Source organism: Arthrobacter sp. zg-Y750 (assembly GCF_020907365.1).
Taxonomy (GTDB): domain Bacteria; phylum Actinomycetota; class Actinomycetes; order Actinomycetales; family Micrococcaceae; genus Arthrobacter_B.
In genome coordinates this window covers 120,230-135,456 of record NZ_JAJJOC010000016.1, presented here as the reverse complement: position 1 = coordinate 135,456, position 15,227 = coordinate 120,230, and the positions used below count along the sequence as shown (strand labels likewise).

The window sequence follows — 15,227 nt, the reverse complement described above, 5'->3', positions numbered from 1 at the left end:
CTGTTGCGGGGGTGGGCACGGCTCTAGCATTGTGCCTATGGCCCAGGATCCAGTGGAGTCCAATCCAGACCACTACGCCGTGGTGTTTGAAAACGAGCGTGTGCGCGTGCTGGAGTACCGGGACACCCCGGGGCATATCAGCGTGGCGCACCGGCATCCCGACAGCGTCATGATTACGGCCAGCTCCTTTCAGCGGCGGTTGCACTCGAGTGCCGGTCCGGCGGGATCCCATATGGATGTGGAACTGCCTGCTGGTGCCGTGCGCTGGCTTCCGGCCCAAGAGCATTACGGCGAAAACACGGGTGAGACGGAAACCCACGTTTTTTTCGTGGAGCTCAAGGAACCGAATCCGGCGGGAACGACGCCTGACGTGTTGGGACCTGCTGCCCCCTGACCTCTTCGTTCAACCGGCGCCGGTACAGCATCACCACGAGCGCTCCCGTGCCGCTGGCTACGATTCCCGCGACCAGGCCCAAAGCAACGGCCGGAGGACACATCTGTGCCCGGGACGTACGGTCCAGTATCGCCGCGAGCAGGGCTACGACGGTGAGCAGGGAAGCGGCCAGAATATCTGCACAGGCCACGTGGCGACGGCGGATCACGCTGCTGGGTTGAAGGAGCGGAAGCAAGGGCCACAGTGACAGCAGCCCCAGCTCAACTGCTGCCACCACCAGTACAGCCAGCGCGGTGACGGGTTGCCGGAGAGGTGCGGCTTCCGGAAAGGTCCCGACCGCTGCGCCGGCCAACCACGGGATTGCCCACACCTGGCACAACACGCACCCGGCCAGGAGCAACGCAAGTGCGGCCTTGGCGGCCACGGGATGTATCCCTCGCATCGAAACCCCTACTAATCGAAAAACGATAGGTATATGTTGTTCGGCGATAGTTGCAGATTGTGTGTGAGAAGCACAAGAGATTCCGGGATGTCGCCGGCGCCAGCCTTGCCGTGCATCCGCAGCGACCGTAGACTGCCCGAATGCGCGCCCTCGAGACCGACCGGCTGACCCTCCGCCCGTTCACCGCCGACGACGCCGACTTTGTCCTCGACCTGTACTCCCGGATGGACGTGCAGCGCTATATCAGCGGCCACCCCCCGAAGCTGATGAAGGACCGGACCGAGGCAGTTGCGCTCATCGAGGCGTGGGCCCGCCGGGATGACGGGACCTGCGGCATTTGGGCCGTGCAGGAGAAGGCGGCGGAGGACAACGTCGCTGGGCAGCTCACCGGGACGCTCCTGCTGAAGCCCATACCGGCGTCGGGCCCGGAACTGCAGGAGTCCGGCGACATTGAAATCGGCTGGCACTTCCACCCGGACTTCTGGGGGCGGGGCTATGCGCCGGAGGCTGCAGCCGCCGTCCTGCAGCATGGGTTCGACGCCGGCCTTCCCCGCATTGTGGCAGTAACCAATCCCGCCAATACGGCGTCGATGCGGGTCTGCGGGAAAATCGGGCTCCAGGCGCAGGGCACCACCGACCGGTACTACAACAAGACCTGCCAGCTCTTCACCGCTGACAATCCCGCCGGGAACAACGCTGGTGCGGAGAGCTAGCCCTCCCCGAACTGCTTGCGCAGGAACGCCAGCGCGGCGAGCTCATCCTGGCTGCCCCCGGCCTCGTGCTGGTTGAAGGGCCAGACGGAGAGTTCCTTTGGGCCGGCATAGGTGTTGTAGGCGGCGTACACCGTGGACGGGGGAGTGGTGGTATCCATCAGGCCCACCGCGAACAGCGCCGGTGCGGAGGCGCGCGGCACCAGGTTCACGACGTCGAAATAGCGCAGCGTCTGCATCACCTGCTGCGCCGTCCCGCGCTGCATGGACAGGAAATCGGTGATTTCCCGGTACGGGTAGGCATCGGTAACGGTCAGCGCCCGCGGAAAGTCCGAAAGGAACGGGACCAGGGCGACGACGGCGGCCACCTCCGGGTACAGCGCGGCAGCCGCCAGAGCCAGCCCGCCGCCCTGGCTCATCCCCAGCACCGCCACCCGTTCCGGATCCACCGGCACCAAACCCCTGCCCGCAAGTGAACGCATGGCCTCCACCGCCCGAACGGCATCGGTGATCAGCCGGCGGTAGTAATACGTCTGCGGATCGAGCACCCCGCGGGTCATCACCCCCGGAACCTGGGGACCGGCACTGCCGGCGGCATCCGGCGTCGTGCCCGTGCTCCAGCCAGCACCCTGCCCGCGGGTGTCCATCTGCAGGTGTGCGAAGCCGGCTGAAGCCCAGAACAGGCTCTCGTGTGCGTCGCCCCGGCCGCCGCCGTAGCCCACAAACTGCACCACGCCGGGCAGCGGGCCGTCGCCCCGGATGCTCCGGGCGGGCAGTCGGAGCCAGGCCCGGATCGGGTCACCGGCGAAGCCCGGGAACACCACGTCGTAGACCTCAACCGTCCGTAACCCGCTGGGGAAGGGGGTGACCTCCACCTCCAGAGGATGTGCCCGCGCCTGGTCCAGGGTGTCCGCCCAGAACCGGTCCAGGTCCTCCGGGGCGCTGGTGCTGCCGCGGTAGGTGGCAAGTTCTTCGGCCGGCAGATCGTAATACATGCGGCTCCCGGGTGTCGTAGGGGTGCAGGCGGTGCGGACCGGTGCTGCTCAATCCATGCGGCTCAGTCCAGTGGGCTCAATCCAGCGGGCTCACCTCCGCCGGGCAATGCAGCCGCCGGGTGTGGTCCACCTCGCGCACGGTACCGGTCAGGGTAACACCGGCCGTTGCACGGATATCAGTGCTGGAGGCGCCCAGTCGCAACTCCAATTCACCTGGTTCCACAATCCGCACCCCGTTCCGGCCGGTGAAGGACGCAACGTCCGCCGGCACGCCAAAGCTCACCCGCGCAGAAGCTCCGGCGGCCAGCGGCACCCGGGCGAACCCCGTCAGCCGGTGCTCCGGACGGACCACCGAGGCCACCGGATCGTGCAGGTACAGCTGGACTATCTCCGTGCCGTCGCGCCCGGAGGTGTTGGTGACGGTCACGGAGACCACTGTTTCGCCGTCGACGCCGAACTCCGCCGGACCGTCCAGTGCAGCATCGGACCAGGTGAAGGTGCTGTACCCGATCCCGTGCCCGAACGGGAAAGCAGGGGTGGGGTCAATGCTGGACACGTCGCTGGACCGGGCCAGGGGAGCGGCCAGATAGGTGGAGGGCTGCGCGCCGGGGGAGGCCGGCACACTGACCGGCAGCCGTCCGCTGGGATTAATCCGTCCGCTGAGCACGCCCGCCACCGCCGGTCCGCCCTCTTCGCCGGGGAAGAAGGCCTGCACAATGGCCGCCGCCTCGGTGGCCGCCCGGCCCAGGGCGTAGGGCCGTCCGGTGAGCAGCACCAAGACCACGGGGGTGCCGGTGTCGAGCAGGGCCTCGAGCAGCTGCTGCTGCACCCCGGGCAGCACCAGCGATTCCGTGTCGCAGCCCTCGCCGCTGGTACCGCGGCCAAACAGGCCGGACCGGTCGCCCAACACCGCCACCACCACGTCCGCGTCCCCGGCCGCGGCCACGGCGGCGTCGAATCCGTCCGTGGCAGGTCCGTCCACGCTGCAGCCTTCGGCGACGGTGATCGTGCTGTCCGGGAATTCGGTGCGCAGTGCGGCGGCCACCGTGGGCAGTTCGATGCCGGCGGCCACCTCCGGATGCTGCACCCCCACATGTGCTGGGAAGGAGTAGCAGCCCAGGAACGCCATCGGATTATCTCCATTGGGCCCGACGACGGCGATCCGTCCCGGTGCTGCCAGCGGCAGAATGCCGTTGTTGGCGGTCAGGACCAGGGCCTGTTCGGCCACTTCTGCGGCCAGGGCACGGTTTTCCGGTCCGTCCAGGTTTACGGATCCGGCTACGCTGACCGCTGGGGCGCCGTCCGAGGCCCTGTCCGCCGTGCCGCCGGCCAGATCCAGGCCGGGTATGCCCGCCAGGGCTGGCGGGACGGCTGACCAGTCCGCGTCCAGCAGCCCGAGCTGGATCTTCTGCTCCAGCACCCGCTGCACCGCGGTATCGATCACGGACTCATCCAGCCGCCCGGCCTCAAGTTCCGCCAGCAGCGGCTCGCCGAAGGCATCCACAGTGGGCAGTTCGACGTCGACCCCTGCGGTCAGTGCCGCTGCGGCGGCCCCGCCCATGGTGCCGGCCACCCGGTGCAGCTCCTTGAGGAAACCCACTCCGAAGTAGTCGGCCACCACGGTGCCTTCAAATCCCCAGGTCTCGCGCAGCAGGCCGGTGAGCAGGTCCCGGTCCGCAGCGGAGGGGACGCCGTCGACGTCGGTATAGGCGTGCATCACCGAACGCACGCCGGCTTCCCGGACCGCCATTTCAAAAGGTGGCAGCAGCACGTCGGCGCGCTCGCGGACACCTACCGAGACGGGCGCCAGGTTGCGGCCGGCCTTGGAAGCCGAGTAGCCCACAAAGTGTTTCAGCGTGGCCACCACGCCTGCGCCTTCCAAGCCGCGGATGTAGGCGGAGGCGATGCTCCCCACCAGGTACGGGTCCTCGCCGATGGTTTCCTCCACCCGTCCCCAGCGGGCGTCGCGGACGACGTCGAGCACCGGAGCCAACCCCTGGTGCACCCCGACGGAACGCATGTCCGCGCCGATGGCTGCGCCCACCCGGGCAATCAGCTCAGGGTTGAAGGTGGCCCCCCAGGACAGCGGAACCGGGTAGGCCGTAGCGCCCCAGGCCGCGAATCCGGCCAGGCACTCCTCATGCGCCATGGCAGGGATGCCGAACCGGTTGGCTCCGGCGATCCGCTGCTGGGTGCGCATCAGGGACAGGGCACCCATCCCCGCATCCACCGGGTGCGTACCGAAGGGGCGGGTGAGCTGGCCCAGCCCGGAAGGGAGCAGGTTCTCGAGGGGGACCGGTTCCTTCATGTCGTGCTGATGCGGGGCGACCTGGCCGCCCTCGCTGGAGGCACCCACCCAGACGCCAAAGAGCTGGGCCACTTTTTCCTGCCTGGTCATCTGTGCTGCCAGCAGGGCGGCGCGCTCGCGGGCGGTCCGGGAGGTGTCACGCCAGGGCAGGTAATCAACTGTTGTATCTGTCATGTCTACTTTCCGCCCACGCCCATAAGGCCCTGGACCAGCGCGCGACGCGCAAAGAGGTACACCAGCAGCACCGGAATCATGGAGAGCATCACTGCGGCGAGGATGCCCGGCACGTTGATGCCGTACTGGGTTTGGAAGTTGAACAGGCCCAGGGTGACCACCTTGGTGGAGTCGGACTGGGTAAGGATCAGGGGCAGGAGGAACCCGTTCCAGCCCTGCAGGGCGGCGAACACGGCGATGGTGGACAGTCCGCCCTTGGACAGCGGCAGCACCAGGCGCAGGAACGTGCGCGCCGTGGAGGCGCCGTCCACGGACATGGCCTCGTAGAGGTCGGGGGTGATGTCCCGCATGGTCCCGGAGAGGATCAGGGTGCAAATCGGCAGGGCGAACGCCGCCGTGGGCAGGATGATGCCCAGCAGAGTGTCATACAGCCCTACGGAATTGATCAGGTAGAACATCGGCACAATCACCGCCTGCACCGGAATGGCCAGCCCCAGCAGGAAGAACCTGAAGATCAGCGTGGTGGACCGGGACTGGCTGCGCACAATGGCGTAGGCCAGCGGCGGAACCACGAGCAGGACTATGCCCACCACCCCGGCGGTGACCACAAAGGTGTTCAGGAAGTACTTGCCGAAGCCGCTGCGGAACACCTCCAGGAAGTTGTCCAGCGTGAAACCGGTGGGCAAGGCAACCGGGCCGTTGGCGCTGAATTCGGTGCGGCTCTGCACGCTGGCGGCCACCATTACGTACAGCGGCAGGGCCACGATCAGCAGCCAGAGGGTGACGGCGGCGCCGGCAATGTAATTGGGACGGGTACGCATCAGACTCCCTCCATGGTGCTGCGCATTTTGTCGTAGCCGGAGAGCTTCACCATGACCAGGGAAATGGCGGTGGCCACCACCACCAGCACCACGGCAATGGCCGAACCCATGCCGAAGTTGTAGCGGCGGAAGGCTTCCTCGAACATGTAGAAGGCGGTGATGGTGGTGTCTGTCCCGGGTCCGCCGTTGGTCAGGATCAGCACCGTTTCAAAGGTGGTCAGGCCGCCCACCACCATGAGGATCACCGAGGTGATGATGCTGTTGCGCAGCTGCGGCAGGGTGATGGAAAAGAACTGCCGGGCCCGTCCGGCTCCGTCCACTTCCGCGGCCTGGTAGAGCACCGGCGGAACGGATTTGGCGGCCCCTTGGTAGATCAGGGTGTGGAAGGGGGTGAACTGCCACATGCCCACAAAGATGATGACGCCTATCGCGGTGGGCTGGTGGCCGAAGAGGTTGCCGTCTCCGAACAGCCAGCGGAACTGCGCCGGGACGCCGAAGTTTGGATCAAGCAGCGCCCGCCACAGCACGGAGATGGCTGCCGAGGACAGCAGCAGCGGCAGGAAGAAGATGGCGCTGAGCACGGCACGGTTGCGTTGCGGCCCGGCCGCCCATACACCGAGGAGGATGCTCACCGGAGTTTGGGTCGCCACCCCGAGCACAATGAACAGCAGGCTCAGCCACAGGCTCTTGAGCATTACCGGATCTCCGGCCAGCTCCTGCCAGTTTTCCATGCCGACAAACTTCGGATCGCCGAGGCCCGTCCAGGTCATAAAGGACAGGACCACGACGGCGATCAGCGGGATCACGGCGAAGAGCAGGAAAAACACGGTGGCGGGCAGGGTCCATGCCACGCCGGGACGGTTGAGGCGGGCGCGGCCCGGCCGCACCGGACGCCCCTTGGCGGGGTGGTCCGATGCGGCCGGCGGCCGCGGTGGAAGCAGAGTGGTCATGGTCTGGCCTTTGCCCCGGTTTACTTCTTCAGGGACTGCATGGCCGAAATGAAACCGTCTTCGTCGATGCTTCCGGCGAAGAAATCGGCCACGGCGCTGTGGATGGTGGGGGTGGCGGCCGGCGGATAGGCCTGGTCCCAGGAGAGCTGGAAGTTCGGGGCGTCCTGCACCAGCTCGAACTGGTAGCGGGCATACTCCGGGTTGGTCGCCTGGTCCAGGAACTGCTCCGTGCTGGTGGTGGTGGGCAGGTTGCCGGTGGCCATCTGCGCCTGGACGAATTCATCCGAGTACATCAGTTTCAGGAAGTCCCGCACGGTGTCCGGGTACCGGGTGTCCTTGAGGACGGAATAGTAGTTGTTGGTGTTGCCCACCAGGTTGGCGGCGTCACCCTTCCCGCCCCCAATCGCGGGGAACGTGCTCCAGCCCAAGTTGGTGGCCACGAAGTCAGGGTTGGTGTCCCGGATGGTGGAGTACTCCCAGGAGCCCATAAGTTCGAAGCCGGCCTGTCCGCCTGCCAGCAGCGCGGGGGAGCCGCCGTCGGTGAACTTCACGGACTGGAAGTTGGTGCCGAAGGCGCCGGAATCCACCAGGTCGCGGAGCTTGCCCAGAGCTTCCCGGCTCTCTTCGGAGTCCCACACGCTGGTGTCGCCGTCGAGTGCGGTCTGGAAGAGTTCCGGACCTGCCACCCGGTCATAAACGTAGGAGAACCACATCTGGGTGGGCCATTCATCGCCTCCGCCCAGGGCAATGGGCGTCTTGCCGGCTGCCTTGAGCTTGTCGACGGCGGCGAGCAGGTCATCCCACGTCTTCGGGGATTCGGTGATGCCCACAGAGGCGAGGACTTCCTTGTTGTTGAACAGCATGACCGGCTGGGTGCCGCGCATCGGGATGCCGTAGGGAGTGCCGTCCACCGTGGCGACGTCGAACACCGAGGGCAGGAAGGCGTCCTTGAGCTGCGGGTCCTCTTCGATGAAGTCATCCAGCGGCATCAGCAGGTCAGCGTCCACGAAGTTGGAGATGCTGCCTCCGCCCCAGTTGAAGAAGATGTCCGGTGCGGCGTCGGTGCTCATCACCGTCTGGAGCTTCTGCTGGTAGTCGGCGCCGGGGATGGTGTCCAGGACAACCTTTACATCGGAGGTTTCGTTGAAGCGGTCCACCATGGCGGTTTCGACGTCGTTGCTCGCGTCTCCGTAAACGAGGACGTGAACCTCGTTCTCGGGACGGTCTGAGGATGCGGATTCGCCGCCTCCTCCGCAGCCGGCCAGCGTGAGGCCGAGGGCCAGCGTGCTGGCTGCGGCCAGGACCGGGGTCCGTAGCGAGGGCTTGTTCATCTTTGAACACCTTCCGAAAGTTTCGGTATATTGATCGAAAGTTACTTGACGCGGTCAGCATAAGTTGGGCGTAATGTGATGCGCAACACTTTTCGATAAACTGGTTTCCGTTTTTGTATCGCCTCACCGAAGGGCACTTCATGCCGTCATCCGTCCCGCAGAGCCCGGTCACCCTGGCTGATCTGGCTGCGGAAGCCGATGTTTCCCTCTCCACAGTTTCGAAAGTATTGAACGGCAGGTCCGATGTTTCACGGGCCACCCGGGCGAAAGTGGAGGCGCTGCTGGAGGATCACGGCTACCGGCGGAAGGGAGGAGCGAAGTCGCGGCTGCTCGAGCTGGTGTTCCACGAACTCGAAAGTGCGTGGGCGCTGGAGATCATCCGCGGGGTGGAGAATGTGGCCCGTGAAAAGGGACTGAGCGTGGTCCTGACCGAAAGCGGTACCCGGCACGCGCCGTCGCCCGAGTGGGTGGAAGGCGTGATTGCCCGCCGGCCGGTCGGCGTCGTGCTGGTGTTCTCCGACCTGGCCCAGGACTCGCGCCGCCAACTCGAAGCACGGTCCATTCCTTTTGTCATCATCGATCCGGCGGGTGACCCGGCGCCGGATGTGCCCTCTGTGGGTTCGGCGAACTGGTCCGGCGGCATGATGGCCACCCGGCACCTGATCGATTTGGGGCACACGCGCATTGCCGCCATTACCGGGCCGGAGGACATGATGTGTTCCCTGGCCCGGATTGACGGCTACAGTTCCGCGCTCAATGCTGCAGCCCTGCCCCTGGACCGGGAGCTGATCCGGTACGGGAACTTCCATGTGGACGGCGGACGCGACCACGCCTTGGAACTGCTCTCCCTGCCGGACCGGCCCACCGCCATTTTTGCGGGCAGCGACCTGCAGGCGCTCGGGGTGCTCGACGCCGCCCGGCAGCTGGGCATCAGCGTTCCGGAGGAGCTGTCCATTGTTGGGTACGACGACCTGCAGGTGGCGCAGTGGTCCAGCCCGGCGCTGACCACGGTGCACCAGCCGCTGATCGAGATGGCCGAAGAAGCAGCTCGGATGGCGGTGCGGTTGTTCGAAGGGGAGCGGCCCAACAACCTGCGACTGGATTTGGCCACGTCACTGGTGGTGCGGCAGAGCACGGCGCCGGTGGCGGCACCGGTCGGGTCGCGGGGATCGGGGAACTGAGGTTGGGAGGCGAAGGTTGATCCCCGGCTGCTGGGGCACAGGCGTTCAGAAGGGTGCGGGTTCCAACACGTCGCCGGGCTCACGCGTTGAGGGTGCAGATCCGCATTCCAGGAAAGGATCAGTGCGGTAAACCCGTCCCGTGGGCGAGGTCCACTCGATCACACCTGGTGTTGGCTGGCGGGCCTTCCAATAACCCAGGGTCTTGAACCGGTGGTGCCGGCGGCACAGGTGTTCAAGGTTGCCGTGCTCGGTGGGACCGCCTGCCGCCCAGTCGATGGTGTGGTCGATTTCCGTGACGGCGGTGCTGACCCTGCAACCCGGGAACCGGCAGGTCCCGTCCCGGGCGCGTAGCCAGCGGGCCAGTCCGGCGGGGACTTTCCGACGCCTGCCCACGCCGAGGATTTCACCGGTCTTCGGATCCTGGGCCAGACCCGTCCACCCCGCAGCGTTGCGGGCCAGTCGGCGGGCTTCTTCGGCGCTGATCGGACCGTAGCCGTGGAGCTCAGCCGGCTCCTCGTTGGCGCCGAAGAGGGTTTCAGCGTTGATCAGGACCATGATTTCGGCCCGCGGCAGGACTGCTGAGGCGTCGGGATCGGCCTCGGCAGGTCCACTGCCCGCTCCGCCGGCTGCTCGACCGCCTGCACGGTCGGCTGCACGGTCGGCTGCTCGACCGCCTGCACGGTCGGCTGCTCCGCCGGCTGCTCGACCGCCTGCTCCGCCGGCTGCTCGACCGCCTGCTCCGCCGGCTGCTCGACCGCCTGCTTCGGCGCCCGCTCCACTTCGTGCACCTGACGGGGCTGAGCCGAGGCCGCCCATCAGCAGCTGGGCCAGGACATCGGCGCGCAGCTGGTCCGCAGTCCGGGAGTCACCGGCGGCCTGTTCACCGCGGGCAGCAGTGCTCAAGGCCGTGTAGATCTGCTGGGCTTCCGCGGCCCGCAAATGCGCCGACAGCCACGACATGCCGTCCTCGTCCCGGTCCAGGACAACCCGCCGCTTATCAAAGGCAGTCAGATGCCGTTCGGGCACGGTCTCCGGGTTTTTGCGCTCCCTTAGCCGCCTGGCCTTGGCACAGAACTGGCTCCTCGTTACGCCTTCTGCCTTGGCCAGCAGTTCGGACTCGAACCCGGGAAGCTCCGACGCCGGAATGTTCTCACACTGGTCGAGCACCACTTGAGCGTGCCCGTAGCTGAACCGTCCGTCTTCCAATCCGGCCAGGGTGGCGGTATGGACGCCGCAGAGCCTGTCCGCTTCGAACATCATCCCCTGCGCGGTGGTCTGCGGGACGTTCAAAATAGCTGCGCATTCCGAAGCTGCGAGGCTGAACGCGAGCCCGGCTTCTTCCCGGCCCAAATCCTTGCAGAGACCGGACCGGAAGAGTTCCTCCATATGGTGGATCAGGCGGGCCTCCTGTGCCTGCGTCCACCGAACCAGATGGACCACGCGGGCCAAAACATCGCAGGTGGTCTGTTCGTCAAAGGATTCAAGGTTCTGCAGGGCCAGCACCCCGCTGAAGCCGTCCGGAAAACCGGCGTCAAAACCTGGATCTCCGGCAGCGCCTGGATTTCCGGCAGCGCCGGCATAGGCGGTGGTGGAGGCCGCGGCGTCGAAGCCACCGCCGACTTGTCCGGCGTCGTTAACCGCTACATGCAAATCAGCCCGGAAAACTGCGAGTGTGCGCTCCGAGTCGGAGGCACCCGCCTTACCAGCCTGGCCTTTAGCCGACTGGTGTTTTGTCTCTGATTCTTCAGTTATCCGTTCGGCGTTTCCGAGCTGATCCATGCCTCAAGGATTTCACCCGGCACTGACAATTCCGGGGCCAAAAGAGGGTCAAAACGACCTTTCGGGAAACTCCAAATACCCGTCTTTTTGACACCGCTACCTACCCTCCAAAAGCTGACCCTGTTTCTCCCCGGGGCCGCTCCGGACGGCACACATGGCCGGTAGCCCGGCAACGTTGGTGGCGGCGGTAGGCTCGCCGTGAGGGCGGCAGCCCCGCACCCCGCACCCCGCACCCCGCGACCCGCCGCCCGCAGCCGGCAGGGGACGGCTGATCGACCGGCCAGTGACGTCACACAGAAGGAGCATCTTTGAGGTATTCAAACCCCCGTTTCGAGCTATGGGACGGAACGTGGGCCTTGGTCCAGCATTCGTATCCGCGCCCGTTGTGGGAATACCGGGTTTTTGAAGAAAACGGCGACTTTATCCGCCGGAGCCCGCAGTTCGCCAGCAGATCGGAAGCGGTCCAAGGAATGGAACGGCTTCGCGGCGAGACGGCCCCAAGTGCCGCTGCCTCCTTCGAGGTCCGGCAACTCACTTCTGCTCACCGGACTGAGGACGGAACACCGCCCACCGGGCAGGAAGCCGTGGCAGAAGTTCGTCACGGGGTTCTTTCGGCAGCCCGGGGGCTCCGCCACGCAGCACTCACCGACGACGATGAGCAGCGGGAGAACGTGGCTGATTGGGTGGAAGCCATGTTCAACGCAATTACAGATGAGCAGTCGCTGCGTCGATCTGCAGCCAAGGCGCTGGAACTGTACCGCGGGGGAGCGGGCGGCTTTGCGGACTACGGCAGCGCTGTCATGGCAGAAGCGGGCCACAACCTCGGGCTGGCCTTGATTCGCGGACGGGACTTTCCGGAAACGTGAAACCCGCCCGGCCCTGACGCCACCCCTGCCCGGTACTCAGCCCAAACGGTGAATGGAAAAGGCGACCAGGAACCCGAAGGAAGCAATCAAACCGGTCAGCACATGGCTCTCTTCGAAAGCCTCGGGAATCATCGTGTCCGCGAGCATGGCCAGGATGGCCCCGGCAGCAATGGCAGTAATGAAGGCGATCAGCTCCACGGGTGCACCTTGCAAGGCAACAAAGCCGAGCAACGACGCCAGTCCGCACAGGATCGCGATACCGCCCCACACGCCGAAAACGTACTTGGCGCTGCGCCCGGAACGCTTCATGCCCGCAGTGCTGGAAAGCCCCTCAGGCACGTTGGAAATGAAGACAGCAGCAAGCATGGCAGGGCTGACCGCTGACGCCGTCACCAGCCCCAAACCCAGCACTACGGATTCCGGAATGCCGTCCAGCAGTGCACCCACGGCAATGGCGCCGCCGCTGCCCGGGCTGTCCTCCTCGCTGGGGTGCTTGTCGCCGGAACGCTTCCGGTGCCGCGCGCCGGCCCGGGCCAGCAGGGTATTGGCCCCGACATACGCCACCGAGCCGGCGAGGAAACCCCAAACGGTGGCCGGGAGGCCGCCGGATTCCACGGCCTCGTCCACCAGCTCAAAGGCCAGGGCGGAAATCAAAACACCGGCGCCGAAAGCCATCACCGAAGAGACGATCTTCGGCGGGATATGCCATTTCCATGCAATGGCGGACCCGATCACCAGCGCCGATCCAGCCACCGTTCCCCACAGCAACGCGTCATACCACGAGCCCAAAGACGTTCCTCTCTCCGTTTACCGAAGATCAGCATACTGATACTTGGGCCAGCAGGTTCCATCTCGCCTCCGGTCTATTCGGCCTCGAAGGCCCGCGCACGGACCAGGGGAACGCGCAGCTTGGACACGGCATCAGACATGAGTTCGGTTCCAACGTCTGAGAAGGACCCCATTCCGCCATAGAGGCCAAGGCAGTCAGCAGCGCGCTCCCGCAGGTCGCCCGCTTCGGTCACGCCCGCAAACAACTCTTCGATCCGTGCGGCCACCCCGGATCGCCACTCGTCGTTCTCCAGGCGGGCTGCGGCCCGGACAGCGGCAGCGGCTGAAAGGATCTCGTCCCGGATTTCTTCCACCGGCTGCTGGATACTCAACGCCGAAACCTCTGCCGCAGGGGAGAGGATCTCCACCCGGTTCCCGAACGGGTCCTTGCAGTGGAACCGGCCAACGACGGCGGCTTGGGCACCTCCGTCAGGCCCAGCGCCTCGCCGTAGAAGCGCCGGGCGGAGTTTTCGCCGTCGGCCGGCATTGAAACCTGGACATGGTGTAACCGCATATCTCCCCCAAAACAGTGCCCGCGAACCCCCAAAGCCAGGTGTTCACGCACCGTTAGCCTAGCGTTCGCGACCCCGTAAATCCGGGCAGTTAGCGTGGCACACATACAGCCGTGGCGTTCGGCACGAAGTTCGGCGCCAGGCCCGCGGGAGGCCTAACGTCGAAGTGGACGAGCCACCGTCCGGCGGCGGCTGCAACATCAATGTGCGAAGTGTGACGAGGTACCCCGCAGGTGGCATACAGGACAGGACAGACGGCACTTCAAGGGCACCCTCCGCTGGTGGTGGGGCACCGCGGGAACAGCGGTTCGGCACCCGAAAACACAGCGGCTTCCTTCGCCCGGGCGCGTGCAGCTGGCGCCGACATGATCGAAACCGATGTCCGCCTCACGGCCGACGGCGAGTTGTTCCTTTTCCACGACGAAACCGGCTTCCGCACTACCAACGTGGCGCAGGTCTACCCGTTACGGGCCGGCGACCCCATCACCTCCTTTACCGCAGGAGAGCTCCGCCAGCTGGATTGCGGAGCGTATTTCGACGCGCAGTACACCGGAGAGCCGGTGCTCTTCCTCGCCGACCTTCCCGAGGCGGTGGGTTTTGACCTGGGCATCAACCTGGAGATCAAGGCGCCGGCCAGTTCGCCGGGCGTTGAACAGGCCCTTGCCTCAATGCTGGCCGACCATGATGACTGGATGCGGCTGCGTGAAACCCGGCCGGTGACGGTCAGTTCCTTTGACCCCGCCGCCGTGGGCAAGGCGGCTGACTGCAACCTGCAGGCATGGCAGCTGGTCGACGCCGATCCGGACGCCCTGCTGCTGAACGGGTTGGATCCGCGGACAGCCGGGGTGGTGGCTAATCACCTGTGCCTTACCGACGACGGCGCCGCAGCGGTCCGCGCTGCCGGACTGGGCCTGTGGGTCTACACGGTCAATGCTCCGGCACACAGCGCGAAGGTCCTGGCGCTGGGGGTGGACGCTGTGATTACGGATTACCCGGAAAACCTGCGGACAGTTGTCGGCGGCAGCAGGGAGCAGTCCCTCCTTCCCCTCGCGGGCTAGCGGGAGCGGGCCACAACGTGGACCCTTACACCCGCCCGGGATATCTTCTCCAACGCCGTCGGGTCTGCAGTTTCATCTGTCAGGAAATCGTCGATCTGACGTAGGTCCGCCATTTTCGCCAGGGTCATTTTACCGACCTTTGATCCGTCGGAAACGACAATAACGCGCTGGGCCGCCTCGACCATCGCCCGGTTGGTCCGGGCCTCCGTGGCGTCATGGGTAGTCACTCCGCCCTCGACGCTGATCCCGTCAGTGCCAAGGACAGCAGTGCCAATGTTCATTGACGCGAAGGCCGATTCGGATAGCGGCCCCACCGCCTCGAGCGAGCTGGCGCGGACGGTACCCCCGGTGATGATGACGTTCAGCCTCGGATTCGCGGCGCAGTCGACGGCAATGGTCAATGCGTTCGTAATGATGGTCAGGTTCGTTCGATAGTGGAGAGCGCGTACGACTTCCTGCGTCGTGGTGCCGCCGCTGACTGCAAGGGCGTGGGGCCCTGATGGAATCATGAGCGCCGCCTGCCGTGCAATAAGGCTTTTGGTCCCCGGCGCCTGGGCGTCCCGCAGCCGCACTGGAATCTCCCTGCTCGAGCCCCTGGCCCTTGCGCCGCCGTGTGTCCTGATCAAGAGCCCCTGTTCATCCAGGGCGGCCAGGTCGCGTCGAAGGGTCGCTTTGGATAGCCCTAATTGCTGGGCGAGACCGTCCAGGGAGGCGTAGCGCTCGTTGTGAAGCACGGACAATATCCGGTGCATACGGTTGAGGCGTTTCCTGCTGATGGCATGGGGGCGGAGTTCCTCTGTTCCCAGGTCTGACATGGCGGCCCGCCTCCCATGCGCGCGCAAAATTTCTGCTCACTTTAGCACCGGGTATTGATATTT

General features: G+C 65.7%; 15 protein-coding genes. 5 read left to right on the top strand and 10 right to left on the bottom strand.

Translation table 11 applies throughout. The features are described from left to right. Nucleotides 1–37 precede the first annotated feature (37 nt). A complete protein-coding gene (locus tag LOC57_RS11535) occupies nt 38–394 on the top strand; it encodes a cytoplasmic protein (RefSeq protein ID WP_229959805.1) in 357 nt (118 codons plus the stop codon). Here the strand turns inward: LOC57_RS11535 and LOC57_RS16600 are convergent. Then, on the bottom strand, nt 336–836 hold the full coding sequence (locus tag LOC57_RS16600) for a DUF2975 domain-containing protein (protein WP_442860721.1): 501 nt from the start codon (nt 834–836) through the stop codon (nt 336–338). The two genes, LOC57_RS11535 and LOC57_RS16600, sit on opposite strands and share 59 nt — an antisense overlap. A gap of 140 nt (nt 837–976) precedes the next feature. Between LOC57_RS16600 and LOC57_RS11530 the strand changes: the two genes are divergently transcribed. Then, on the top strand, nt 977–1,549 hold the full coding sequence (locus LOC57_RS11530) for a GNAT family N-acetyltransferase (RefSeq protein ID WP_229959803.1): 573 nt from the start codon (nt 977–979) through the stop codon (nt 1,547–1,549). On the opposite strand, the gene LOC57_RS11525 is transcribed toward LOC57_RS11530, so the two are convergent. From LOC57_RS11525 to LOC57_RS11505, 5 genes are all read right to left on the bottom strand, one after another. Next, nucleotides 1,546–2,541: an acetylxylan esterase gene (locus LOC57_RS11525; protein WP_229959801.1), complete on the bottom strand. Its 996-nt coding sequence runs from the start codon at nt 2,539–2,541 to the stop codon at nt 1,546–1,548. The two genes, LOC57_RS11530 and LOC57_RS11525, sit on opposite strands and share 4 nt — an antisense overlap. 76 nt (nt 2,542–2,617) lie before the next feature. Next, complete coding sequence (locus LOC57_RS11520; protein WP_229959799.1) at nt 2,618–5,023, bottom strand: beta-glucosidase family protein; 2,406 nt, start codon at nt 5,021–5,023, stop codon at nt 2,618–2,620. Nucleotides 5,024–5,025: 2 nt separating this feature from the next. Further along, the gene (locus LOC57_RS11515) at nt 5,026–5,844 is read right to left on the bottom strand and encodes a carbohydrate ABC transporter permease (protein WP_227913356.1); all 819 of its coding nucleotides are present in this window, start codon (nt 5,842–5,844) and stop codon (nt 5,026–5,028) included. Then, nucleotides 5,844–6,794 carry a carbohydrate ABC transporter permease gene (locus tag LOC57_RS11510; protein WP_229959797.1) on the bottom strand — a complete coding sequence of 317 codons (951 nt, stop codon included), beginning with the start codon at nt 6,792–6,794 and terminating at the stop codon, nt 5,844–5,846. Before LOC57_RS11510 ends, LOC57_RS11515 begins: the two co-directional genes overlap by 1 nt. Nucleotides 6,795–6,814: 20 nt before the next feature. Beyond that, on the bottom strand, nt 6,815–8,125 hold the full coding sequence (locus LOC57_RS11505) for an ABC transporter substrate-binding protein (RefSeq protein ID WP_229959795.1): 1,311 nt from the start codon (nt 8,123–8,125) through the stop codon (nt 6,815–6,817). Nucleotides 8,126–8,265: 140 nt separating this feature from the next. On the opposite strand from LOC57_RS11505, the gene LOC57_RS11500 reads away from it, so the two are divergent. Further along, nucleotides 8,266–9,306: a LacI family DNA-binding transcriptional regulator gene (locus LOC57_RS11500; RefSeq protein WP_227913353.1), complete on the top strand. Its 1,041-nt coding sequence runs from the start codon at nt 8,266–8,268 to the stop codon at nt 9,304–9,306. Nucleotides 9,307–9,351: 45 nt separating this feature from the next. On the opposite strand, the gene LOC57_RS11495 is transcribed toward LOC57_RS11500, so the two are convergent. After that, nucleotides 9,352–11,085: an HNH endonuclease signature motif containing protein gene (locus LOC57_RS11495; RefSeq protein WP_229959793.1), complete on the bottom strand. Its 1,734-nt coding sequence runs from the start codon at nt 11,083–11,085 to the stop codon at nt 9,352–9,354. Nucleotides 11,086–11,555: 470 nt separating this feature from the next. On the opposite strand from LOC57_RS11495, the gene LOC57_RS11490 reads away from it, so the two are divergent. After that, complete coding sequence (locus LOC57_RS11490; protein WP_229959791.1) at nt 11,556–11,951, top strand: hypothetical protein; 396 nt, start codon at nt 11,556–11,558, stop codon at nt 11,949–11,951. A 36-nt stretch (nt 11,952–11,987) separates the two neighbouring features. On the opposite strand, the gene LOC57_RS11485 is transcribed toward LOC57_RS11490, so the two are convergent. Both LOC57_RS11485 and LOC57_RS11480 read right to left on the bottom strand, forming a co-directional pair. After that, entirely contained in the window at nt 11,988–12,740 is a 753-nt protein-coding gene (locus LOC57_RS11485) for a ZIP family metal transporter (protein WP_229959789.1), read from the bottom strand. A gap of 74 nt (nt 12,741–12,814) precedes the next feature. Then, nucleotides 12,815–13,111, bottom strand: a complete 297-nt coding sequence (locus LOC57_RS11480) for a DUF6966 domain-containing protein (protein ID WP_229959787.1) — start codon at nt 13,109–13,111, stop codon at nt 12,815–12,817. A 413-nt stretch (nt 13,112–13,524) separates the two neighbouring features. On the opposite strand from LOC57_RS11480, the gene LOC57_RS11470 reads away from it, so the two are divergent. Continuing rightward, nucleotides 13,525–14,349 carry a glycerophosphodiester phosphodiesterase gene (locus LOC57_RS11470; protein ID WP_331460663.1) on the top strand — a complete coding sequence of 275 codons (825 nt, stop codon included), beginning with the start codon at nt 13,525–13,527 and terminating at the stop codon, nt 14,347–14,349. Here LOC57_RS11470 and LOC57_RS11465 read toward each other — a convergent pair. Next, nucleotides 14,346–15,101: a DeoR/GlpR family DNA-binding transcription regulator gene (locus LOC57_RS11465; protein WP_269440282.1), complete on the bottom strand. Its 756-nt coding sequence runs from the start codon at nt 15,099–15,101 to the stop codon at nt 14,346–14,348. The genes LOC57_RS11470 and LOC57_RS11465 overlap by 4 nt on opposite strands. Between the last annotated feature and the right edge of the window lie 126 nt (nt 15,102–15,227).

Coding starts and splice junctions, on each gene's coding strand:
- LOC57_RS11535 (WP_229959805.1), top strand. CDS start 38: ATGGCCCAGGATCCAGTGGAGTCCAATCCAGACCACTACGCCGTGGTG.
- LOC57_RS16600 (WP_442860721.1), bottom strand. CDS start 836: ATGCGAGGGATACATCCCGTGGCCGCCAAGGCCGCACTTGCGTTGCTC.
- LOC57_RS11530 (WP_229959803.1), top strand. CDS start 977: ATGCGCGCCCTCGAGACCGACCGGCTGACCCTCCGCCCGTTCACCGCC.
- LOC57_RS11525 (WP_229959801.1), bottom strand. CDS start 2,541: ATGTATTACGATCTGCCGGCCGAAGAACTTGCCACCTACCGCGGCAGC.
- LOC57_RS11520 (WP_229959799.1), bottom strand. CDS start 5,023: ATGACAGATACAACAGTTGATTACCTGCCCTGGCGTGACACCTCCCGG.
- LOC57_RS11515 (WP_227913356.1), bottom strand. CDS start 5,844: ATGCGTACCCGTCCCAATTACATTGCCGGCGCCGCCGTCACCCTCTGG.
- LOC57_RS11510 (WP_229959797.1), bottom strand. CDS start 6,794: ATGACCACTCTGCTTCCACCGCGGCCGCCGGCCGCATCGGACCACCCC.
- LOC57_RS11505 (WP_229959795.1), bottom strand. CDS start 8,125: ATGAACAAGCCCTCGCTACGGACCCCGGTCCTGGCCGCAGCCAGCACG.
- LOC57_RS11500 (WP_227913353.1), top strand. CDS start 8,266: ATGCCGTCATCCGTCCCGCAGAGCCCGGTCACCCTGGCTGATCTGGCT.
- LOC57_RS11495 (WP_229959793.1), bottom strand. CDS start 11,085: ATGGATCAGCTCGGAAACGCCGAACGGATAACTGAAGAATCAGAGACA.
- LOC57_RS11490 (WP_229959791.1), top strand. CDS start 11,556: ATGGAACGGCTTCGCGGCGAGACGGCCCCAAGTGCCGCTGCCTCCTTC.
- LOC57_RS11465 (WP_269440282.1), bottom strand. CDS start 15,101: ATGCACCGGATATTGTCCGTGCTTCACAACGAGCGCTACGCCTCCCTG.